The organism is Microbacterium sp. X-17, from assembly GCF_039615055.1.
The window spans coordinates 94,565-116,574 of record NZ_JBDHNI010000002.1; the positions used below are offsets into that span (position 1 = coordinate 94,565).

The following is a 22,010-nucleotide window of genomic DNA, read 5'->3' on the forward strand; positions in this document are numbered from 1 at the left end:
CCCACACCGTGGGACGGCCTTCGGAAAGCGATATATGCCGGGGTGCCTTATCGGCGGAGCCCCAGTCGCTCGATCAGCGCACGGTAGCGCTCGATGTCGATGTCCTGGAGATAGCCGAGCAGGCGGCGGCGCTGACCGACGAGCAGGAAGAGGCCACGACGCGAGTGGTGGTCGTGCTTGTGCTCCTTCAAGTGCTCGGTGAGGTCCTTGATGCGCTGCGTCAGCAGGGCAACCTGCACCTCGGGGGAACCGGTGTCACCGGGGTGCGTCGCATACTCTTCGATGATCGCCTTCTTGGTCTCTGCTTCAAGTGCCATAGGGCCGATCCCCTCTCTTCTCGCTGCGCGGCGCTCGTCGCCTTCTGCGCGAGCTCTCTTCATCCGCGGCCGTCGTGACGGCAACCGAAGAAGTCTACCAGCAGCGCGGCGCACCGGAGAAACGACGAGATGATGGGGGGATGCCGTCCCGCAGCGCGTTTCTCGACATCCGTCCGCTGACGTCGCACCCGGCGTTCGCGCGGCTCTGGATCGGGACGACCCTCTCCGGACTCGGCGGCCAGGTCACAGTTGTGGCGGTCATGCTGCACGTCTTCGCCCTGACCGGGTCCACGTTCGCGGTCGCGATGATCGCGGTCACCGGGCTGCTCCCGATGGTGGTGGCGGGCCTCTACGGCGGCATGCTGGCCGACGCGTTCGATCGGCGCCTCGTCGCGCTCCTGGCCGCCGCCGTGACGTTCGCGTCGACCGTGGCGCTCGCGGTGCTGGCGTGGGCCAGCGCGGAGTCGGTGTGGTCGCTGTACGTCCTCAGCATCGTGATCTCCGCCGCCAACTCGATCGTGCAGGCGACCCGGGCGGCGATCGTGCCGCGGCTGCTGCCGCGGGAGATGCTGCCCGCCGCGGCGGCGCTCCAGGGCATGGAGATGGGCCTCATGGTGATGGTCGGCCCGGCGCTCGCCGGCGTCCTGGTCGCGACGGTGGGGTACGGCTGGACGTACACGGTCGACGTCCTGCTCATGACGAGCCTGTTCCTGGGCCTCTGGACGCTCCCGCGCATCCGCCCGGAAGGCACGATCGTGCGGCCGGGCCTGGAGTCGCTGCGCGACGGGGTCGCGTTCCTCCGCCGCGCGGCCAACATCCGCCTGCAATACATCCTCGACATCGTCGCGATGACGTTCGGGCAGCCGCTCGCGCTGTTCCCCGCGATCGGCGCCGTGCTGCTCGGCGGCGGCGCGATCACGACCGGCGCGCTGACCGCCGCGTTCGCGATCGGCGCCGTCCTCGCGAGCCTCTTCTCGGGTCCGGTCGGCCGGTTCCGGCGGCACGGGATCGGGATCGAGCGCGCCGTCCTGGTCTACGGTGCGGCGATCGCGGCGTTCGGGCTCGTCCTCGGCGCCGCGGCGCTCGGCTGGTTCGCCCCGCCGGGCACCGTGAGCGAAGCGAACCCGAACCTCGTGCTGATCGCGGTGGCGGTCGTCGTGCTGGCGGTCGCCGGCGGCGCGGACAACGTGAGCGCGATCTATCGCGGGACGATGATGCAGGCCGCCGTCCCGGATGCGATCCGCGGGCGGCTGCAGGGGATCTTCATCGTGGTCGTCACCGGCGGCCCGCGCATCGGCGCGCTCTACGCCGGCGCGCTCGCGACCTTCACGGCGCTGTGGTTCCCGCCGCTGCTCGGCGGCCTCCTCATCCTCGCGATCGTGACGACGCTCGTCCGCCTGAGCCCCGGTTTCCGGTCCTACGACGCGAATCAACCCGTCGCCTGACGTGAGAACGCGCTTGTGTCACGAAAACGGTCCGTTTTCGTGACACAAGCGCGTTCTGGCGTGGGGTGGGGGCCCGGCCCCGAAGGGGTGGGGCCCGGGCCCGCGGGGGTCAGGACTGGATGGTGCCCTGCAGGTCGAGCTCGATCGTGACGTCCTTGCCGACCATGATGCCGCCGGACTCGAGCGCCGCGTTCCAGGTGAGGCCGAAGTCCTCACGGTTGATGACGGTCTTCGCCGTCGCGCCCGCCTTGTAGTTGCCGTACGGGTCGGTGCCGAAGCCGTTGAACTCGACCTCGAACGTGACCGGCTTCGTGATGCCACGGATCTGCAGGTCGCCGTCGACGAGGAAGTCGCCGCCCTCGACGCGGACGCCGGTCGAGGTGAAACCGATCGTCGGGAAGGTCTCGGCGTCGAAGAAGTCCGCCGAGCGGAGGTGCTGGTCGCGCTGCTCCGAGTTCGTGTTCACCGAGGCGACATCCGCCGTCGCGGTCACGGTCGTCTCGAGCGGGTTCTCGGGAGCGACGAGCGTCGCCGCCTTGACCCCGAACGAGCCGCGCACCTTCGAGATCATCATGTGACGCACCGAGAACGTCACCTCGCTGTGCACCGGGTCGAGCACCCAGGTGCCCGCCTTGTAGCCGGGGATGTCGATGGTCGAGTCAGTCATGGGTGCCCTCCGCAGTCCTGCGCCGCGCCGATCGCGGCCTCACCGAGGAGCAACCGCGCCCGCCGCGGATCTATTCCGACGAATGCAAATTCGTCGTGACGATCCGGTGACGGATCAGGCGACCGCGACGAGGTCGATGACGAAGATCAGCGTCTTCCCGCCGAGGAAGTGGCCGCCCGCGGGACCGTAGGCGAGGGCGGGCGGGATGACGAGCTCGCGGCGACCGCCGACGCGCATGCCCGGGATGCCGTCCTGCCACCCCTGGATGAGGCCGCGCAGCGGGAACTGGATGCTCTCGCCACGACCCCAGGAGGAGTCGAACTCCTCGCCGGTCTCGAACTCGACGCCGACGTAGTGGACCGTCACGGTCGCACCGGCGACCGCCTCGGCGCCGTCGCCGACGACGATGTCGCGGATCACGAGCTCCGCGGGGGCGGGGCCGGCGGGGGCATCGATCTCGGGCTTGGACAGGTTGTCGCTCATGGTTTCCATCCAAGCATGCGCGGCCGGGCCTCCGTGGCGAACTCTTGACAGGATCCGGACCCGTCGGCATCCTGGGACGAGATCAACTCAGCGCCCGGAGGACACGCAGGCATCGCCGCGGCCCGGGCGCTGAGTCTGTCTCGTCGAGGCCCCGGCCCGACACGCTTCGGTAGCCTGAGGGGGTGCGCTTCGCTCATCTCCTCGTACCCGGATCCGACGGACCCCGACTCGGTCTCATCGACGGCGACGAGGTCCGGCTCGTGGACGAGCTCTATCCCGGCGCACCCCGGCTGCTCTCCGAGCTCATCGAAGGTGGCACCGCCGAGCTCGATCGCGTGCGACGGGCCGCGCCGACGGCGGTGCCGGCAGCCCTCGACGGACAGCGGTTCGCCTCGGCGGTGCTCGCCCCGCCTGCCATCCTCGCGGTCGGCCTCAACTACGCCGCGCACTCCAGCGAATTGGGCCTCAAGGCCGACACCGCACCGACCGTCTTCGTGCTCTGGCCGAACTCGCTCACCGGGCACGAGGGCACGACCACCTGGCCGCACACCCTGTCGACGTCGGTCGACTACGAGGCGGAGCTCGGGGTGATCATCGGCGCGCCCGCGAAGGACGTCGCCGAGGCCGACGCCCTCCGACACGTGTGGGGCTACACGGTCGTCAACGACATCACCGCCCGCGACATCCAGTTCGCCGAGGCGCAGTGGTCGCGGTGCAAGTCGTTCGACGGCTTCACCCCGACGGGGCCCTTCGTCGTGACCGCGGACGAGATCCCCGACCCGCAGGCGCTCCGGATCTGGACGGTGCTGGACGGGCACACGGTGCAGGATGCCACGACCGGGCAGATGATCCGCAGTGTCGCGAAGCTCGTCTCGCACCTGTCGCAGTCGGCGACGCTGCTGCCGGGCACGCTCATCTCGACGGGCAGCCCCGGCGGCGCCGGCTACTCGCGGGATCCCCAGATCTTCCTGCGCGACCGCTCGACCGTGACGGTCGGCATCGACGGCATCGGCGAGCTCACGACGCACTGCCGCATCCTGGACTGAGGCAACGAGAAAGCGCCGGCGCGGATGATCCGCGCCGGCGCTTTCTCTGTCAGATCAGTTGCAGGTGACCGTCACGCCGTTGATGACGTGGCTCCCCGCGCCGAGCTCGGCGCACTGCCGCATGAGGTCGTTGACGGCGGCACCGACCGTCACCGAGACGACGATCACGATGATGATGCCGATCACGATCAGGACCGCGCCGATGATGATCGCGGCGATCGCGGGGCCGTTCTTGACCCCGGCACGACGGCTCTGGACGAGCGCGACGATGCCGAGGATGAGGCCGATGATGTTGAAGAAGATCGCAACGAAGATGGCGACGATGCCAAGCGTGCGGCCGGGCGCGGATCCGGACTGAGCGGGTGCGGGCGCGGGGGCCGCGGGGTACGACGTGGGTTCGGTCACGATTCCTCCAATAGGAAAGTGTGGCTGGTCAATCCCGAACCTTAGCGATTGCTGAGAGCTTCCCGCAAGCACCCCGAGGGCGCGTCGCGCGATCACGGAACGATGTCCTCCGGGGCGCGCATCACGGGGATCGTCGTCGTGATCGCCTCGAGTCCGGAGAGGCGCGCGGGCGAGAGCTGCTTCTTCACCTCCGCGCGCGTCATGAGCCCCGCCTCCACCACCAGGTCGGCGACCGACCGCCCGGTTAGGAGCGCGGTCTTGGCGAGCGCCGCCGCGGCCGCGTAGCCGATGAACGGCGTCAGGGCCGTCACGACGCCCACGGACGAGCCGACCATCGCGCCGAGGCGCTCCCGGTTGGCCGTGATCCCGTCGATGCAGTGCACGCGGAGCGTCCACATCGCCTGGTGCATCCACGTGATCGACTGGAAGATCGAATGGGCGATCACTGGCTCGAACGCGTTGAGCTGCAGCTGCCCCGCCTCGGCGGCCATCGTCACCGTAAGATCCGCCCCCGCCACTGCGAACGCCACCTGGTTGACGACCTCGGGAATCACCGGATTGACCTTGCCGGGCATGATGCTCGACCCGGCCTGGCGGGGCGGCAGGTCGATCTCGCCGAGTCCCGCCTGCGGCCCGCTCGAAAGAAGACGCAGGTCGTTGCAGATCTTCGACAGCTTGATGGCGTTGCGCTTGAGGGATGCCGAGAACGACATGAACGCGCCGGTGTCGCTCGTCGACTCCACGAGGTCGTCGGCCGTCAGCAGGTCGAGGCTCGCGATCTCGCTGAGGTGCCGCCGGACGGCGCCCCCGAAAGCGGGATGCGCCGTGATGCCCGTCCCGATCGCGGTCGCGCCCATGTTGATCTCGGTCAGCAGCTGCGCGTTCTCGCGGAGCCGCTGCTCGTCCTCGCCGAGCGTCGTCGCGAACCCGTGGAACTCCTGCCCGAGCGTCATGGGCACGGCATCCTGCAGCTGCGTGCGGCCCACCTTCACGACGTCGTGGAACTCGACCCCCTTCGCGCGGAAGGACGCCCCCAACAGCGCGAGCTCGTCGAGCAGGCTCCGCAGCGCGATCGAGAGCCCGATCTTCACCGACGTCGGGTACACGTCGTTGGTGGACTGGCTGCGGTTGACGTGGTCGATCGGCGAGAGGTACGCGTAGTCGCCCTTGGGGCGGCCGGCGAGCTCGAGCGCGAGGTTGGCGATGACCTCGTTCGCGTTCATGTTCGTGGAGGTCCCGGCGCCGCCCTGGATCACCCCGACGACGAACTGGTCGTGCAGCTGGCCGTCGATGATCCGCTGCGCGGCGCGGTCGATCAGATCGGCCCGCTCCGGGTCGAGCACACCGATCTCGCGGTTCGCGCGAGCGGAGGCCTGCTTGACCATCGCGAGCGCCACCACGAGCTCGGGATAGACCGAGATCGGACGCTTCGTGATCGGGAAGTTCACCTGCGCCCGGGCCGTGTGGATGCCCCAGTAGGCGTCGCTGGGGATCTCCATCGACCCCAGCGAATCGGTCTCGGTGCGCGTGGTCGCGTCCTGCGACATGGAGCTCCTCGGGTCGAATGTCGGTGAGAGCCTACGCGGGGACCCGCGGCGGCTTACGGGAGAAGGCGTCGAGGCGCTCCTGCGGGCTCAGACCCGCCATGCGCGCCACCCACTCGGCGGTGAAGAACCCGCCGGTGGGCGCGTCGACGACGGGCACGGTGGCGTGCGTGATCGTGTCGTCCCACACGTGGACGAGCTGGAACGACTGGCCGGCATCCATCCCGTTGACCGACGCCGCCGGACGCGCGAGGTTCATCGTGTAACAGGTGGCGGCCGAGACGCTCACCGGGATGCCGGCGAATGTGCCGCTCGTCGAGTAGTGCAGGTGCCCCGCGAGGATCGCGCGGACATCGGTGCCCGCGAGCACACGGGCAAGACGCGGCTGGTCGCGGAGCTCGAGGATGTCGAACACGGGTAGGTGGCTCGGCAGCGGCGGATGGTGCATCGCGAGGATCGTGCCGAGCGGCGCCGGCTCGGCGAGCACGTCGGACAGCCAGGCCAGCTGTGCATCGTCGAGGTCGCCGTGGTGCCAGCCGGGCACCGACGTGTCGAGCGCCACGAGGCGCAGGCCGCCGAGGTCCCACACCCCCGTGACTGGCCGCTCGGTCGGGGTCTCGCCGAGGAGGGCCTCGTGCAGCGCGGGGCGCTCGTCGTGGTTGCCGGCGACCCACACGACCGGGGCGCCGAGCCGAGCGGCGACTGGATCGACCGCGGCCTTCAGCGCGCGGTACGCCTCGGGCTCGCCGAGATCGGTCAGGTCGCCTGTGAACACGATCGCGTCCGGCCGGACACCGAGGTCCTCGACGGCCGCGAGCGTGCGCGCGAGGCCGGAGGCCGTGTCGTACACGCCGCCGAGCGGCGGGTTGCCCGCGAGCAGGTGCGTGTCGCTGAGGTGGACGATGAGCCGGCGGTAGGGGGCGTGTTGACCGAACTGCACGGCATCCATGCCGCCCAGCCTAGGGCGGCGACCGGACACCACGCAGCCGGATAGCGTGGACATGTGGCCGACCTGAACCCCGCATTTTCCGCCCCTCCGACAGCCGCGCGTCGCCCCGTCGTGCGCGAGCACCACGGCGACGCGTTCGAGGACCCGTACGAGTGGCTGCGGGCGAAGGACGACGCCGACGTCCTCGCGCACCTCGAGGCGGAGAACGCGTACACCCGCGCGCGGACCGCGGGCCTCGAAGGACTGCAGGCGAGGATCTTCGGCGAGATCAAGGACCGGACGCAGGAGACGGACCTCTCCGTGCCGGTGCGACAGGGCCGCTGGTGGTACTACTCCCGGACCGTGGAGGGCCAGCAGTACGGCATCCACTGCCGCGCGCCGCTCACGGGCCCGGACGACTGGACGCCGCCGGAGCTGACGCCGGGCGTCGAGGCCCCCGACGAGCAGGTGCTCCTCGACGGCAACGCCGAGGCGGAGGGACACGACTTCTTCTCGCTCGGCTCGTTCGACGCGTCGAGCGACGGCGCACTCCTCCTCTACGGCGTCGACACGGAGGGCGACGAGCGCTACACGCTGCGAGTCCGTGACCTCGCGACGGGGACCGCGCTGCCCGACGAGATCCCGAACACGTTCGCCGGCGCCTCCCTCTCCCCCGACGGCCGGTTCGTCGTCTACTCGACCGTGGACGAGGCCTGGCGCCCCGACACGGTGTGGCTGCACGAGCTCGGCACCCCGGTCGCGTCGGACACGCGCCTCTTCCACGAGCCCGACGAGCGGTACTGGGTCGACGCCGGCTTCACCCGCTCGGAGCGGTACCTCATGATCGGCGTCGGGTCGTCGATCACGTCCGAGGAGTGGCTCGTCGACGCGACCGACCTGCGGTCGGAACCGCGCGTGGTGTGGCCGCGCAACGAGGGGGTCGAGTACGACTCCTCGCACGCCGTCGTCGACGGCGAGGACGTCCTGTACATCCTCCACAACCAGGACGCCCTCGACTTCGAGCTCGTGCGCGTTGCGGTATCCGATCCCGCGGGCCCCCGCGAGGTCGTGCTCCCGCACGAGCCCGGCCGGCGGCTGCTCGGCCTGTCGACCTTCCGCGACTGGGGCGTCGTCGGCTACCGGCGCGCGGGCCTCCCACGGATCGGGATGCTGGACTACGCCACCGGCGACGTGGACGAGCTCGCGTTCGACGAGCCGCTCTACGCGGTCGGCGCGGGGTCGAACCCGGAGTGGGCACCGCCCGTCCTGCGGCTCGGGTACGGCTCGTTCGTGACCCCGAGCACCGTGTACGACTACGAGGTGGCGACCGCAGGGCTGACGCTCCTGAAGCGCCAGCCGGTCCTCGGCGGATACGACCCCGCGGACTACGCGCAGGCCCGCGTCTGGGCCACGGCCGCCGATGGCGCGGAGATCCCGATCTCGCTCGTGTGGAAGCGCTCGTTCGGCGACGCCGGGTCGGCCCCCCGACCCCTGCACCTCTACGGGTACGGCTCGTACGAGCACTCGATCGATCCGAGCTTCTCCGTGCCGCGGCTGTCGGAGCTCGACCGCGGCGTCGTGTTCGCCGTCGCGCACGTGCGCGGCGGGGGCGAGATGGGTCGCGGGTGGTACGAGAACGGCAAGACGCTCACGAAGCGCAACACGTTCACCGACTTCGTCGACTGCGCGACGCACCTGATCGACCACGGCTACACGACTCCCGACCGCCTGGTTGCGGAAGGCGGCAGCGCGGGTGGCCTCCTCATGGGCGCGGTCGCGAACCTCGCGCCGGAGCTGTTCGCCGGCATCCTCGCCGACGTGCCGTTCGTGGACGCGCTGACCTCGATCCTCGACCCCTCGCTGCCGCTCACCGTCATCGAGTGGGACGAGTGGGGCGACCCGCTGCACGACGCCGACGTGTACGCGTACATGAAGTCGTACTCGCCGTACGAGAACGTGCGCGACGGCGTGACCTATCCGCGGATCCTCGCGGTCACGTCGCTCAACGACACGCGCGTCCTCTACGTGGAGCCGGCGAAGTGGGTCGCGCGGCTGCGCGAGACCGGAGCAGATGCGCTGCTGAAGTGCGAGATGGCCGCCGGCCACGGCGGCGTGAGCGGCCGCTACAACGCGTGGCGGGAGCGCGCGTTCGAGCTCGCCTGGCTCCTCGATGTGCTCGGCGTCGCGGAGTCCTGAGCCGGGTCAGAGCCGCACGCGGGCGCGGCCCCGGTGCAGGAGCCACGCGACCCACGACAGCACGACGAGGATGACGGCGAGCTGCGCGGCGGCGAGCCAGGGCGGCGCGTCCGCGTACCACCACGGCGCGTCCGGCAGCACGACGAGCGCGAGCAGCAGCAGGTGCAGGAGATAGAGCACGAGCGGGTACTCGCCCCACCAGGAGACGAGGCCCGCGCGGCGCGGGAGCGCGCGAGCCGCGGCATCCGTCAGCAGGAACGCGATCGAGGCGACCGCGAGCGTCACCAGCACGTAGCTGAGGGAGACGCGCGTCTTCGCGACCGGCACCACGAACACCGACACCACCGCGACGACGGTGAGGATGCCGGAGCAGAGCAGGAGCGGCAGGAGCCCGCGGCGCCAGACGTCGGCGACCGCCGTCGACAGGATGAGGAGCGCGCCCCACGAGAGCGCGCCGACGAACCCGCCCTGCACCGAGGCGTGGACGACCGGCACCGCGCCCGCCTCGAGGATGAGCTGGAACACGACGAGCAGGACCGCCCCCGCGGCGAAGCGGACGACGGTGCCGAAGCGGATGACGACGAGGCAGATCAGGCCCGCGACGCCGATCGCCTGGAGCACGCCCCAGTCGGTGGGCTGGCCGGCGACGGCGGTGCCGCCGGCCGTGAGGATCGCGCCGATGCCGATGAGGGCGAGGTAGCGCGTGAGGAAGTGGCGGTAGGCGACGCCGAGACCGAAGCGGGCTCGGCGCGCGAACGACGGACCGTACGAGAGCCCGATCGCGAAGACGAACGCCGGTGCGACGAGGTCGGCGACCGTGAGGCCGATGTCCGGCGCGTGCTTGAGCCAGGACGGCACGAAGCCGACGCCGCCGAGGTAGTTCCCGCCCACCATGAGGATGACGAGGGCGCCGCGGAAGCGGTCGACGGAGAGGATCCGTCCCGTCGCAGGCCCGCCTGCCGCGGCATCCCTCTCCGGGGATACATCGCTCGACACCGCCATGGCCCTCACGCTACCCCTCGCCCCGTTCCCCCGCCGCCCCCGTCCCGCCAAGCGGGATCAGGTGGGTCAGCCGAAGAGGGCGGCGGCCTCTTCGTAGCGGTAGAGGGGGACCTTGTTGAGCTCGCCGAGGGCGTCCTCGAAGGGGACGCGCACGATGTCGGTGCCGTGCATGGCGACCATCTCGCCCCATGCCCCGTCCATCACGGCGTCGGCCGCGGCGAGACCCAGGCGCGTGGCGAGGACACGGTCGAACGCGGACGGGGAGCCGCCGCGTTGGATGTGGCCGAGCACCGTGGCGCGCGTCTCCATCCCCGTGATCCGCTCGATCTCCGGCGCCAGCACCTCGCCGATGCCGCCGAGGCGGGGCCGGTTGAAGGCGTCGAGGCCCTTGTCGCTGTAGGCCTGGTCCATGCCCGTGAGGGTGAAGCCCTCGGAGACCACGACGAGCGGCGCGCGGCCGCGGTCGTGCGCCTTCTCGACGAGCGCGCAGATCTCCTCGAGCGACATCGGCACCTCGGGGATGCAGATGACGTGGGCGCCCGCGGCGACCCCGGCGTGCAGCGCGATCCACCCGACGTGGCGGCCCATGACCTCGGCGACCATGCAGCGCTGGTGCGAGTCACCGGTCGTGCGGAGCCGGTCCATCGCCTCGGTCGCGATGTTCACGGCCGTGTCGAAGCCGAAGGAGTAGTCGGTCGCACGCAGGTCGTTGTCGATCGTCTTCGGCACGCCCAGGACCGCGATCCCGTCCTTGTGGAGGCGGTTCGCCGCGGCCAGCGTGCCCTCCCCGCCGATCGCGATGATGCCGTCGATGCCGTGGTCGCGCATCGTCCGGGCGATGCTCTCCGCGCCGCCGCGCGCCCCCTCATACGGGTTGGTGCGGCTCGTGCCCAGGATCGTGCCGCCGACCTTCGAGAGGCCCTTCACGTCGTGGCGCGTGAGCGGGAAGAAGTCGGCGTCCACCAGACCCCGCCAGCCGTCGCGGATGCCGACGAACTCGAGGTCGTACGCTTTCGTGCCCTTGAGCACCACGCCGCGGATGACGGCGTTGAGACCGGGGCAGTCGCCCCCGCTGGTGAGGATGCCGATCTTCATATGTGGATCCCTGCTGTCGGGCGGACGAGACCAGGCGCCATTGCCCGCCTCGACCCTATCGCCGGGATGCGGGCGGGGGCGAGGACGGACTACGAGGTCAGCGCCTCGCGCGTCAGGTGCATGAGCGCGGACAGCTGTACGGAGTCGCTGGACGACGGATCCACGGCCTCGCCGTCGAGCGCGCGGGCCGCGAGACCCTGCTTCGTGTCGATCAGCTCGGCGATCTTCGTGTCGATCGTGTGCGCCGCGATGATCCGCCATGCGGTGACCGGCTCGTCCTGCCCGATGCGGTGCACGCGGTCGATCGCCTGCGTCTGCTCCGCCGCGGTCCACGACAGCTCCGCGAGCACGACGTTCGACGCCGCCTGGAGGTTCACGCCGACACCCGCCGCCGTGAGCGAGCAGACGGCGACGCCGACCGCCGGATCGTCGTTGAACGCGTCGATCGCCTGCTGGCGCGCGGCCGACGTCTGGTCGCCGCGGAGCGAGACGGACTTCATGCCCGCCGCCGCGAAGTGCGCCTCCGCGGCATCCATCACGTCGATGTGCTTCGCGAAGAACACGACCTTGCCGACCGAGCGCTGGAGCTGGGCCGCGTAGTCGGCCGCGAGGACCGCCTTGGCCTGACCGATCCGCCGCACCATCGTGAAGACGTTCTCGGAGCCCGCCGCCGCGGACTTCGACTCGTCGAGCTCGTGCTGCGCGACGAGCCGCACGATGTCGTGGTCGACCTCGTCGGCCGGGATCGGACCGGCCCGGTGCGCCGTGCCGCGAGCCTCGACGATCCGCCGGTAGCGCGCGGCGAGCCGGGACCCGAGCTCGCGCTCGGCCTGCCGGATGGAGCGCCCGTACTCGTCGTCGAGCTCGACCGGGAGGTCGGCGATGAGCTTGTCCGGAAGATCGGCGGCGACATCCTTCTTCTTGCGCCGCACGATGCCGAGCGAGATCACGGCATCACGCGCCGCCGGGTAGAACGCCTTGTCGGCGGGCGTGAGACCCGTCTCGTCCAGCCGCCCCATGAGCAGCGGACCCGGCTTCTCGCCGTTCGTCCACCCGAGGAAGCGCCAGATCGCGTCGAAGTCCTCGACGTCGTTGATGAGCGGCGTTCCGGTGAGGGCGAGCAGCAGCGGGTTGCGGACGTTCTCGCGGATGCGGGAGGCGAGAGCAAGCACGTTCTGCGAGCGCTGCGACGTCAGGTTCTTGATGAAGTGCGCCTCGTCGACCACCATGCCCTTGAGCCCGAGCGAGCCGAGCCAGGAGAGGTGCCGGTCGAGGATCTCGTAGTTGACGATGAAGACGTCCGCGAACGCGTCGACGTCCTCTCCGTCGCCCTGGATGACCGTCGCACGCCGCTGCGGCGTCCACCGCGAGACCTCGCGGGCCCAGTTCATCTTCACGACGTTCGGGACCACCGCGAGCAGCGGGTAGGCGCCGGCGACGGAGGCCGCGAGCACCGACTCGGCGGTCTTGCCGAGCCCCGGCTCGTCGGCGAGCAGGAAGGTCCGGTGACCGTCGCGGACGGCCTCCAGGAACCGCGACTGGTGCGGCATGACGTCGAGCCCGCGCGGCGAGAGGTGGTCGAACTCGGGGACGGGCGGGAGGTCCATCGTGGCCGCTCCCCCGCCGGCGCCGGACTCGAACGCCTTGTACAGCGGGCCCATCAGCTCCCAGCCGTCGAGACGGCGGCGCGGGGTGTCGCCCGCGGGGCGGGCGGTGAGGTCGGGCGCGAGGAACGGGTTCGCGAGCTGGCGCGCCTCGATCGCCGTCGGCACGACCTGCCGCGACGCGACAGCCGCGGGGACGACCGGGGTCGCGGCGGGGACGACGTCGGTGATGATCAGCTCGTCCGGCGGCAGCTCGGCGCCGGACTCGAGCAGCCAATCGCGGCGCATCCGGCGGGCGACCGGCGACGTGGCCTGGTCGACCTCCAGGAGCTGGATGAGGGACGTGTCGCGCGCCGCCGTCTTGGCGAGGATCGTCGCGACGCCGTCGAGCCGCTTGAGGAGTTCCGCGCGAGCCGCGTCGGTGACGTCGGCGTCGCTCTTGACGCGCGCGCGCTCCTCGCGCACCAGGAACGCGATGACCTGGAACTTCACGCGATTGGTCGGGCCGAGCTTTCCGCGCTGCGCCTTGGCCTCGACCTCGCGGACCTTGCGGGCGAGGATCGGGATGAGGGGCGCCTCGTCGTCGCGACGAGACGAGCTCGGCTTCCTGTGCCGCGTTGCGGCGGGTGCCGTGGTCGGCATGCTCCTCCTGAGCGTCGTGCCGGCGACCGGGCGAACCGGTCGGAGATGACGTTCGCACGCAGCAGAGCCGTGTCGATGCGAACAGGGCGGAACCGACCAGTGGATCACTCGCTACGGCGAGTGCGCGCCGCTGCGGAACGCCACGACGAGTCTACGGCATCCGGCCGCTCACCGGCCGAGGGTGTGGACGATGTCCTGCGTGTAGCCGTCCGGCAGCGCGCCGACCCACGCCGTCGTGACCCAGAGCGCACCGTCGAGGTACTGCGTCTCCCCGTGCGTCACGGCCTGACCGTTGAGGTCGGACGTCGTACCGGAAACCGTGCAGAGCACGCCCGCCGCCTGCGTCTGGCACGTGAAACCGGCCTCGTCGAGCGCGGCCTGCACTTTCGTCGCCTGGTCCGCGGACACTACGGAGGCGTTCGTCGAGAACCCTTTCCCGGACGGACTGCCCCACGTGCAGCGCAGGGTCGGGATGCCGCTCTGGAGGATCACGAGGGCGCTCGTGATCTGCGTTGACGGGAGCTGCATGCCCGGGTCGTTGAGCGGGCCCGTCTGCGGGAGCGCGGCGAACATCGCTGGCGAGTAGAGCTGGGCGCAAGACGCCGGCAGCGTCACCGGCGCGGGCGTCTGCGTCGGGGTCTCCGTCGGCCCGTCCGCAGCCGCCGGAGGCAGCGCGTCCGTTGTCACGGGTGCCGGCCCGGGATCCGGGGAACAGGCCGTCACGAACGCCGCGACGAGCAGCACGCCGGCCACTGCGGCCAGCCTCGTCCGTCCGTTCCGGAGCATGACCGACCTCCCACATCCGTGCGCCCGCGCGCGCCGTCCGAGCCTAACCCGGCGCGACTCGGGCGTCCCGCGACGCGGCCGTACCCTGGACGCATGCCGGAACTCACCGTGGCGGAGCTCGCCGCGACGATCGACCACGCCATCCTGCGCCCGGAAGGGACGCGCACCGAGGTGGATGCCGAGCTCGCGGTCGCGGTCGAGTGGGGCGTCTTCAGCGTGTGCGTGCGCCCCGCCGATGTCGCGCACGCCGTCGTCCGTGTCGCGGGGACCGGCGTCGCGGTGGGCACGGTCATCGGGTTCCCGCACGGCGCGACGACGACCGACGCCAAGGTCGCGGAGGCCCGCCGCGCCGTCGCCGACGGAGCAGTCGAGCTCGACATGGTCGTGAACATCGGCGCGCTGCGCTCCGGCTTCGATGACGTCGTTGCGGACGACATCCGCGCGGTCGTGGACGCGGCGGAGGGCCGCGTCGTGAAGGTGATCCTCGAGACCTCCTTCCTCGACGCCGAGCAGATCGCGCGCGGCTGCCGCCTCGCCGAGCGCGCCGGCGCGGACTTCGTCAAGACCTCGACGGGCTTCGGCGGGGGCGGGGCGACCACGGCCGACGTCCGGCTCATGCGTGCGAGCGTCGGACCCGGGGTCCGGGTGAAGGCATCCGGCGGCGTCCGGGGACTCGCGACCGCCCTCGAGATGCTGGATGCCGGGGCGACCCGGCTCGGGACGAGCGCGAGCGCGACGATCCTGGGCGAGCTCCAGGACATCCGCTCCGGCGCCGCCGCGAGCGGCGCTGCGGACCCGTCGAGCTACTGAGCGAGGACGTCCCGCACGCGGCGCACATCGTCGGTCATCTGCTCGGTGAGCGCCTCGACGTCGGAGAACGCCACCATCCCGCGGATCCGCGCCGTGAACTCCACCTCGACCATGTGCCCATACAGGTCGAGGTCGACCTCGTCGAGAACGTAGGCCTCGACCTGCCGCACCTCGACGTCGTCGAACGTCGGGTTCGTTCCCACGCTGATCGCGGCGGGGTACCGGGTGCCCGGGCGCAGCGGCGTCGACTCGTCGACGAGCCAGCCGGCGTAGATGCCGTCGGCGGGCACGAACCCCTCGAGATCGTGAGACAGGTTCGCTGTCGGGAAGCCGAGCTCGCGCCCGCGTTTGAGGCCGTGAACGACCTCTCCGTAGACCGACGGCGCGTGGCCGAGGAGCCGGGAGGCCGTCTCGATGTCACCGTCGGCGAGCGCCTCGCGGATCCACGTCGAGGAGACCCGCCGCTCGTTGTCGATCGCGCGCACGTCCTCGACGACGTCCACCCGGAAGCCGTACTCCTCGCCGAGCGCGACGAGCGTCTCCGGCGTTCCTGCCCCGTCCCGCGCGAATCGGAAGTCGTTGCCGACGAGCACGGTTCGCGTCTGCAGCTGCTCCACCAGCACATAGCGCACGAAATCGCGGGGCGAAAGGGCCGCGAGCCGCGCGTCGAAGGTGAGGAGCAGCGTGGCGTCGACGCCCATCCCGGCGAGCAGCCGCAGCTTCTGCGACACCCCGGCGACGCTCTCCGGACGCTTGCCGGGGCGCAGGACGCTCAGCGGATGCCGGTCGAAGGTGACCACGACCACGGCGCATCCGTTGGCGGCGGCATCCACCCGGGCGCGCTCGAGCACCACGCGGTGGCCGGCGTGCACGCCGTCGAACTTGCCGATCGCGACGACCGACGGCCCGAATCCCGGCGGCACCTCCCCCGGGTCGTGGAAGACGATCATCCCGCCGCTGCGGGGACCGCCGCGGGGCGGTGCACCCGCAGCCACCACAGACCGAGGACCGGAAGCACGAGCGGGACGAAGACGTACCCGTAGCCGTAGAGGGACCACACGGCGTCGTGCGGGAAGAGCGCGGCGTCGAGCAGGCTCAGCGTGCCCACGACCAGGACCCCGGCCAGCTCGAAGCAGATCGCGACCCACGCGACGACGTACCAGGCGCGGGAGCCGGAGAAGACGAGCGCAAGCGTCGCGAGGATGTAGACGACGGCCGCGAGCGCCGACAGCGAATACGCGAGGGGCGCGGCCTCGAAGTCGCCGACGATCTGCACGAACGACCGCCCGGTCGCCGCGAGCGCCATGATCCCGTACACGATCACGAGAAGGGTGCCGAGCCCGCGGATGCGGCGGGGGGAGGCGGACGTCGAGGACATGGCGTATCGAGTCTAGAGGGTGCGGGACACCCGGCCCCCGGGGCTCAGGTGTTCTGGACGGTCCAGATGACGTACATGCGCCACACCATGATCGCGACCGCGAACGCGGCGATCCCCATGACGACCGTGCTCCAGCGACTGCGTTCGAGGAGGGCCCATGCGACGCCCGCGGGCGGGAGAAGAGCCGCGGAAATGAGGTACACCCAGAACTCGAGCGCGCTGCCGGTCGGGGGATTCCCCGCGAGCGGCGAGACGATGGCGATCACGACCTGCGCGATCAGCAGCAGTTCGAGGAGAGCCAGCGCACCGACGGTGAGGTCGCTCGGGCGCCGCCCGGCGAGACCGAGGACGAGGCACAGGATGCCGCCGACGACGGCGACGCCGACCTGGACGAGGGTGAACCACAGGATCACGCGGATGCCCCTTCCGGCATATTCATGAGGCTCTTGAGCTCGCTCCCCCGGCGCTCCACGATCCCGACGAGGACGCCGTCCGGATCGATGGCAGCGGCGCGCTCGCCGGTGAGGCGGGCGGCGTCGCCGATCCGCTTCCCGTGCCGGAGGTCGCGCGCCTCCTCCGCCGTGACGTCGAGCCGGCCGAGCACGCGGGCCGCGACCTCGGCCGGAGGGAGGAGCCGCTGGGGATCGAGCGCGTCGAGGCCCGCCGCATCCGCCACGTCGAAGTCCCCGATCCGGGTCCGGCGCAGGGCCGTCAGGTGGCCGCCGACGCCGAGGGCGGCGCCGAGGTCCCGCGCGAGCGCGCGGACGTAGGTGCCGCTCGAGCAGTCCACGACGACGTCGAGGTCGAGCGCGCGTCCGACGGGGCGAAGGTCGAGGAGGGCGAAGCGCGAGACGACGACCTCGCGCGCCGCGAGCTCGACCTCCTCCCCGGCTCGGGCGAGGTCGTACGCGCGCCGGCCGCCGACCTTGATGGCAGAGACCGTGCTCGGCACTTGCGCGATGCGTCCCGTGAGCGCCGTCATGGCGGCCTCGATCCGGGCGCGTTCGACACCGGCGGCATCCGTCTCGCCCGTGACCTCGCCGTCCGCGTCGTCGCTGTCGGTCGCGACGCCGAGGCGGACGGTCGCGGTGTACGTCTTGTCGAGGCCGACGAGGAACGTCAGCAAGCGCGTCGCCGCGCCCACCCCGAGGATCAGGAGGCCCGTCGCCATCGGATCGAGGGTGCCCGCGTGCCCGATCTTCCGCGTGCCGAGAGCCCTGCGCGCGCGGGCGACGACGTCGTGGCTCGTGATCCCGCCCGGCTTGTCGACCGGCAGGATGCCCACCGGATCCAGCATCAGCAGAAGTCCCGGAAGACCCGCCGCGGATCGCCCGGGCGCGTCACGTCGACGATCGCGTCGGCCCGCGTCGCCTCGCCCTGCCGATGCGGCTCGCCGGCGTCGAGCCACGCGGTCCAGTTCCACAGGCCCGCGAGACCCGGCTGCTGCAACCCGGTTCCGTCGACGATCAGGATCGCGTCGCGCGGCGCGGTCGTCCACTGCGCCACGACGGGCGTGTCCCGCTCGGCGTCGAACGCGGCGAGCTGGAACCCCGCCGTGCCGCCCGTCTGTCCGAGGTCCCGGAACGGGTCGATCAGCACCCGACGGAACGTCGCGGTGTCGTACGGGGCGTCGTCCGTGCGGTGCGCGCGAGGGCGGAGGAACGCCGCGAGCGAGGCGCGGACGGCGACGCCGCCGTCCTCGGCGAACGTCTCCGCGAGGCCGTCCGCGAACGCCGCCGCACGCGTCCCGTCGACGCCGATCACGATCCGTCCACGGGGGTAGTGGTGGCGCACCTCGTCACGCAGCTCGCGCCACAGCGTGGTCGCAGGCGTGATCGGCAGGCGCATGCCCCCAGCCTAGGCCGCGCCGCCGCCGCACAACTCCTGCAGCCCGGGCGGCGTGGCCCCCGGATCCGCCTCCCGGCGGACCTCGGGGACAGAAGTGCAGGAGTTCTGCGCGACCTAGGGTGGGAGGATGCCCGACTTCGCCGCGCCGCTCGGGGCGTGGTACCGCGAGAACGCGCGGGACCTGCCGTGGCGGCGGGAGGGATTCGGAGCCTGGGGCGTGCTCGTCAGCGAGTTCATGCTGCAGCAGACGCCCGTGAACCGGGTCATCCCGCACCTCGAGGCCTGGCTGGAACGCTGGCCGACGCCCGCGGCGCTCGCCGCGGCGACGCCCGCGGACGCCGTGCGGCACTGGGCGAACCTCGGGTACCCCCGTCGGGCGCTCTGGCTGCACCGGGCTGCGACGGAGATCCGGGATCGGCACGACGGCACGGTGCCGCGGGACATCGACGCGCTCCTGGCTCTGACCGGGATCGGCGACTACACGGCGCGCGCCGTCGCCGTGTTCGCCTATGGCGACCGGCACCCCGTCGTCGACACCAACACCCGCCGCGTGCTCGCGCGCGCCGTCGAGGGGCGGGCGCACCCGGATGCGCCGTCCCGACGCGACCTCGAGCGGATGGCGGCGCTCCTGCCGGCCGATCGACACGCGGCGGCGGTGGTCAACGCTGCGGCGATGGAGCTCGGCGCGACCGTCTGCACGGCGCGCGCCCCGCGCTGCGACGCGTGCCCCCTCGCGGATCGCTGCGCGTGGCGCACTGCCGGGCACCCCGATACGCCGGACCTCCGCCGCCGGCAGGCGCGCTACGAGGGCAGCGACCGCCAGGCGCGCGGCGCGGTGCTCCGCGTGCTGCGCGAGGCCGCGGAGCACGCCGCCGCGCTCGACACCGTGGTTCCGGACTGGCCCGACCCGGCGCAGCGCGACCGTGCGATCGACTCCCTCATCGCCGACGGGCTGGCCGAGGCATCCGCCGGCGTCCTGCGTCTCCCCCGGTGACCCCGCACCCGCCCGCCCGCGGTGCGCGCGAGCGGGCGGGCAGCCTGCGGCTCAGCTCACCCGGGTGAAGGTGCCGAGCCCGAACTTGTCGAAGTACTGCAGCGTGACCTGCGTGGCCTGGTCGCCGGCGCGCACGAACGTCGCCGACGACTGCGACCCCGGCAGCGCACCCTCTCCGGTGGGTACGAACGACAGGGTGTCGCCGTTCCACGGGTCGATCGCGAACGTGTAGCCGCCGGTCGGCCCCATCGCGCCCTGGAGCCGCCCACCCGACTCGGTCACGACGAGGTTCCCGAAGTAGGGGCTGGTGTACGTGCCGACGTACGCCGAGGCCGGCGCCGCAAGCGCGGCGTTCGCGGGCGGTTGCTCACCGGCGAGATCCCCGGACGGCGCGGCGAAGCGCGCGAAGGCCTGGCCGAGGGTGTCCACCCAGTCGCGCGAGAGGTCGCCGTACTGGACGAGGTCGAGGAACTCCTGCGTGATCGCCTCGGGGAGACCGACGGGCGCGGCGTTCGTGAGCACGACGATGCCGAGGCCGAGGCTGGGCACGAGCGTGGCGGTCGTCGCGGCGCCCGATCCGAACGCGCCGGAGTGGCTCAGCGTCACGCGGCCGGCCGCCGTCGAGCCGACGCCGATCCCGTAGCCGTAGTGGCCGGGGCGGTTGTCGACCGTGGGACCGGTCGCGTTCACGATCTGCGCCGAGGTCATGGCCAGGAGCGCCGCCGGATCGAGGTATTGCTGCCCGTTGAGCTTCCCACCGTCGAGGATCAGCCGCATCCACGTCGCGATGTCGCCGACGGTGGACGAATCACCGCCAGCGGGCGCCTCGGCGTCCGGATCGCGGTCGAACAGCGGCTCGAACGTCCGGTCGCCCGTCTTCACGTGGAGGACGGCGTGATCGGGCGCTGCGAGGAAGTCGGCGTGCGACGAGCTCGTGCTCGTCATTCCGAGCGGCTGGAAGAGCAGCTGGTCGGCGGTCTGCTCCCACGTCTCGCCGCGCGCCGCGGCGAGGGCCTCCGCGCCGGTCGTCAGACCGAAGTTCGAGTACTGGTAGGTGCTCCGGAACGGCGCGAGCGGGATGAGGTGCAGGCGATCCAGGATCGTCGCGCGATCGAAGCCGAGGTCCTCGAGGTCGTCGCCGGCGTCCGTCGGGAGGCCGCTGCGGTGGGTGAAGTAGTCCGCGATCGTCGCGTTCGCCGTGACGTACGGATCCGCCAGCGTGAACGTCGGCATCTCGCGCTGCACCGGGGTGTCCCACGTGACGGTGCCGTCGCCGACCGCCTTCGCGACGACCGTCGCCGACAGGGGCTTGGAGAGCGAGGCGATCTGGAAGACGGTGTCGGTGTCGACCGGCGCGCCCGTGCGTGTGTCCTTCACGCCGAAGCCACCCGAGTAGACCACCTGGTCTCCGGAGACGACGGCTACCGCCAGGCCCGGCACCCCGGTACGGGTCAGGCCGTCGGTGATCAGGTCGGGGAGGCGCTTCACCGCGGCATCCACGAGCGCAGCCTGCTCGGCCGGCAGCGCCACGGTGTCCGCGTTCGGCCGATCCCCGGGCGTGATCGCCACGGTCTTCGGCGAGGCTGCGGCGCAGCCCGTCGCGATCGCGAGCACGGTCAGCATCGCGATGCCGCCGAACACGCTTCGTCTCATTCGGCGTCCGGGCACGACGAGCTCCTCTTTTTCCAGGGGGATTCTCCCCAGTCTGCGAGGGCGAAAGCGGACACGGCAAGCTCCGCTTCCGGACATGTCCGCAAGCGGGCGTCCGCAAGAGGACAGATGCCCGAGAATGGGCTCGTGGAGGAAAGCGCGCTGCTCGAGACGATCTACCGGGCCCGCCCCGCGACGGTGGCCGAGCTCACCGCCCTGGTGCGGCGGGATGAGGCGGGGCTCCGGGCCGGACTCGCGGCGCTCGAGCGCGCGGGCGCGGTCCGCGTCGAGGCGGATGGCGCGCTGCGCTATCCGGACCCGCTCGCGTGGACCACGTCCGTCATCGCGCGCGAGAGCGCGCAGCTGCGGGAGGCATCCGCCGCGACGCTCTCGCACGCCGCGACGATGATGGCGGATCTCCCCCGGCTCGCGCGGCAGTGGGCGGTGGGCGAGGCGGAGGCCCACGCCGTGCCGGTCATCACGCGGCACGGGGAACGCGCCACCGATGACCTCTGGTACGAGACCTCCGGCGAGTCGGGGGACGCAGCGGTCGCCGTGCTCCCGGATGTCAGCCGGTTCCTGAGCACGGACACGGAGCGCGCCGCGCGCTTCGCGGCGGCGTTCGCCCGCAAAGACTCGGTCCGCGCCATCGTTCCGCGCGCCGTCGCCGACGACCCGGCGCTGCGCGCGATCGCGCGCCGCTATGCCGCGGCGGGCGTGCAGTTCCGGCTCCTCGCCGACCTGCCGAGCTGGTTCTGGATCGATGGCAGCCTGCTCGCGCTGCCGTTCACGTGGGGCGAGTCCTGGCCGACGAGCATCCTGGCGATCCGCCACACGGCGCTCGCCCAGCTCGCGCTCGGCCTGTTCGAGCGCCTGTGGGCCGCCGGCACCTCGCTCGACGACCCCGAGGAGCCGTGGACCCCGCTGCTGCACCTCATGCGTCAGGGGATGACCCTGGATGCCGCCTCCCGAACGCTCGGGATCAACCCCCGCACGGGCCGCCGGCGCGTCTCGGCGGGCATGGCGCACTACGGCGTCTCGACCCTGTTCGGCCTCGGCGCGGCCTGGGCCGCGGACCGCGACGCCCCCTCGGGCTGACCCGGGCCGCTCCGGTGTCGCTCTCGCACGGTTCGACGTCCGTCGAACCGTGCGAGAGCGACACCGGAAGGG

At 71.7% G+C, this 22,010-nt stretch carries 22 protein-coding genes; 6 read left to right on the forward strand and 16 right to left on the reverse strand.

Going from position 1 to position 22,010, the window contains the following annotated elements; all coding sequences use genetic code 11:
- Positions 1–47: 47 nt before the first annotated feature.
- A complete protein-coding gene (gene rpsO / locus ABCS02_RS08945; protein WP_345835288.1) occupies positions 48–317 on the reverse strand; it encodes a 30S ribosomal protein S15 in 270 nt (89 codons plus the stop codon).
- 140 nt (positions 318–457) lie between these two features.
- On the opposite strand from rpsO, the gene ABCS02_RS08950 reads away from it, so the two are divergent.
- A complete protein-coding gene (locus ABCS02_RS08950; RefSeq protein WP_345835289.1) occupies positions 458–1,762 on the forward strand; it encodes an MFS transporter in 1,305 nt (434 codons plus the stop codon).
- 109 nt (positions 1,763–1,871) lie between these two features.
- Here the strand turns inward: ABCS02_RS08950 and ABCS02_RS08955 are convergent, their stop codons facing one another.
- Positions 1,872–2,429, reverse strand: a complete 558-nt coding sequence (locus ABCS02_RS08955; protein ID WP_345835290.1) for a YceI family protein — start codon at positions 2,427–2,429, stop codon at positions 1,872–1,874.
- 114 nt (positions 2,430–2,543) lie between these two features.
- Positions 2,544–2,912: an FKBP-type peptidyl-prolyl cis-trans isomerase gene (locus ABCS02_RS08960; RefSeq protein ID WP_345835291.1), complete on the reverse strand. Its 369-nt coding sequence runs from the start codon at positions 2,910–2,912 to the stop codon at positions 2,544–2,546.
- Between the two features lie 182 nt (positions 2,913–3,094).
- Between ABCS02_RS08960 and ABCS02_RS08965 the strand changes: the two genes are divergently transcribed.
- A complete protein-coding gene (locus ABCS02_RS08965; RefSeq protein WP_345835292.1) occupies positions 3,095–3,958 on the forward strand; it encodes a fumarylacetoacetate hydrolase family protein in 864 nt (287 codons plus the stop codon).
- Positions 3,959–4,012: 54 nt separating this feature from the next.
- Here the strand turns inward: ABCS02_RS08965 and ABCS02_RS08970 are convergent, their stop codons facing one another.
- The 3 genes from ABCS02_RS08970 to ABCS02_RS08980 all read right to left on the reverse strand — a co-directional run bounded on the left by ABCS02_RS08970 (position 4,013) and on the right by ABCS02_RS08980 (position 6,856).
- Entirely contained in the window at positions 4,013–4,363 is a 351-nt protein-coding gene (locus tag ABCS02_RS08970) for a DUF4190 domain-containing protein (protein WP_345835293.1), read from the reverse strand.
- A 92-nt stretch (positions 4,364–4,455) separates the two neighbouring features.
- Entirely contained in the window at positions 4,456–5,910 is a 1,455-nt protein-coding gene (locus ABCS02_RS08975) for an aspartate ammonia-lyase (protein WP_345835294.1), read from the reverse strand.
- 31 nt (positions 5,911–5,941) lie between these two features.
- Entirely contained in the window at positions 5,942–6,856 is a 915-nt protein-coding gene (locus ABCS02_RS08980; protein ID WP_345835295.1) for a phosphodiesterase, read from the reverse strand.
- 54 nt (positions 6,857–6,910) lie between these two features.
- Between ABCS02_RS08980 and ABCS02_RS08985 the strand changes: the two genes are divergently transcribed.
- Positions 6,911–9,031 carry a S9 family peptidase gene (locus ABCS02_RS08985; protein ID WP_345835296.1) on the forward strand — a complete coding sequence of 707 codons (2,121 nt, stop codon included), beginning with the start codon at positions 6,911–6,913 and terminating at the stop codon, positions 9,029–9,031.
- A 6-nt stretch (positions 9,032–9,037) separates the two neighbouring features.
- On the opposite strand, the gene ABCS02_RS08990 is transcribed toward ABCS02_RS08985, so the two are convergent.
- The 4 genes from ABCS02_RS08990 to ABCS02_RS09005 all read right to left on the reverse strand — a co-directional run bounded on the left by ABCS02_RS08990 (position 9,038) and on the right by ABCS02_RS09005 (position 14,160).
- Positions 9,038–10,033, reverse strand: a complete 996-nt coding sequence (locus tag ABCS02_RS08990; protein WP_345835297.1) for a heparan-alpha-glucosaminide N-acetyltransferase domain-containing protein — start codon at positions 10,031–10,033, stop codon at positions 9,038–9,040.
- Positions 10,034–10,099: 66 nt separating this feature from the next.
- Positions 10,100–11,128 (reverse strand): ATP-dependent 6-phosphofructokinase, encoded by a 1,029-nt coding sequence (locus ABCS02_RS08995; protein ID WP_345835298.1) that lies wholly within the window; start codon positions 11,126–11,128, stop codon positions 10,100–10,102.
- An 89-nt stretch (positions 11,129–11,217) separates the two neighbouring features.
- Positions 11,218–13,374: a DEAD/DEAH box helicase gene (locus ABCS02_RS09000; RefSeq protein ID WP_345835299.1), complete on the reverse strand. Its 2,157-nt coding sequence runs from the start codon at positions 13,372–13,374 to the stop codon at positions 11,218–11,220.
- A 168-nt stretch (positions 13,375–13,542) separates the two neighbouring features.
- Positions 13,543–14,160 carry a hypothetical protein gene (locus tag ABCS02_RS09005; RefSeq protein ID WP_345835300.1) on the reverse strand — a complete coding sequence of 206 codons (618 nt, stop codon included), beginning with the start codon at positions 14,158–14,160 and terminating at the stop codon, positions 13,543–13,545.
- A 93-nt stretch (positions 14,161–14,253) separates the two neighbouring features.
- Here ABCS02_RS09005 and deoC point away from each other — a divergent pair, with 93 nt between their 5' ends.
- Entirely contained in the window at positions 14,254–14,970 is a 717-nt protein-coding gene (deoC, locus tag ABCS02_RS09010) for a deoxyribose-phosphate aldolase (protein WP_345835301.1), read from the forward strand.
- Here the strand turns inward: deoC and ABCS02_RS09015 are convergent.
- Genes ABCS02_RS09015 through ABCS02_RS09035 form a run of 5 tightly spaced genes read right to left on the reverse strand, consistent with a single transcriptional unit; the run spans position 14,964 to position 18,196 of the window.
- Positions 14,964–15,920, reverse strand: a complete 957-nt coding sequence (locus ABCS02_RS09015) for a bifunctional riboflavin kinase/FAD synthetase (RefSeq protein WP_345835302.1) — start codon at positions 15,918–15,920, stop codon at positions 14,964–14,966. The genes deoC and ABCS02_RS09015 overlap by 7 nt on opposite strands.
- Positions 15,917–16,348, reverse strand: a complete 432-nt coding sequence (locus ABCS02_RS09020; protein ID WP_345835303.1) for a hypothetical protein — start codon at positions 16,346–16,348, stop codon at positions 15,917–15,919. Before ABCS02_RS09020 ends, ABCS02_RS09015 begins: the two co-directional genes overlap by 4 nt.
- Before the next feature lie 44 nt (positions 16,349–16,392).
- Positions 16,393–16,761: a hypothetical protein gene (locus tag ABCS02_RS09025; RefSeq protein WP_345835304.1), complete on the reverse strand. Its 369-nt coding sequence runs from the start codon at positions 16,759–16,761 to the stop codon at positions 16,393–16,395.
- Positions 16,758–17,645 (reverse strand): tRNA pseudouridine(55) synthase TruB, encoded by an 888-nt coding sequence (truB, locus tag ABCS02_RS09030; protein WP_345835305.1) that lies wholly within the window; start codon positions 17,643–17,645, stop codon positions 16,758–16,760. The genes ABCS02_RS09025 and truB overlap by 4 nt, the downstream gene beginning before the upstream one ends.
- Positions 17,645–18,196: a hypothetical protein gene (locus tag ABCS02_RS09035; RefSeq protein ID WP_345835306.1), complete on the reverse strand. Its 552-nt coding sequence runs from the start codon at positions 18,194–18,196 to the stop codon at positions 17,645–17,647. The genes truB and ABCS02_RS09035 overlap by 1 nt, the downstream gene beginning before the upstream one ends.
- A 127-nt stretch (positions 18,197–18,323) precedes the next feature.
- On the opposite strand from ABCS02_RS09035, the gene ABCS02_RS09040 reads away from it, so the two are divergent.
- Complete coding sequence (locus tag ABCS02_RS09040) at positions 18,324–19,190, forward strand: A/G-specific adenine glycosylase (protein ID WP_345835307.1); 867 nt, start codon at positions 18,324–18,326, stop codon at positions 19,188–19,190.
- 51 nt (positions 19,191–19,241) lie between these two features.
- On the opposite strand, the gene ABCS02_RS09045 is transcribed toward ABCS02_RS09040, so the two are convergent.
- Positions 19,242–20,858 carry a serine hydrolase gene (locus tag ABCS02_RS09045; RefSeq protein WP_345835308.1) on the reverse strand — a complete coding sequence of 539 codons (1,617 nt, stop codon included), beginning with the start codon at positions 20,856–20,858 and terminating at the stop codon, positions 19,242–19,244.
- Positions 20,859–20,969: 111 nt separating this feature from the next.
- Here ABCS02_RS09045 and ABCS02_RS09050 point away from each other — a divergent pair, with 111 nt between their 5' ends.
- Positions 20,970–21,938, forward strand: a complete 969-nt coding sequence (locus ABCS02_RS09050; RefSeq protein WP_345835309.1) for a hypothetical protein — start codon at positions 20,970–20,972, stop codon at positions 21,936–21,938.
- The last annotated feature ends 72 nt before the right edge of the window (positions 21,939–22,010 follow it).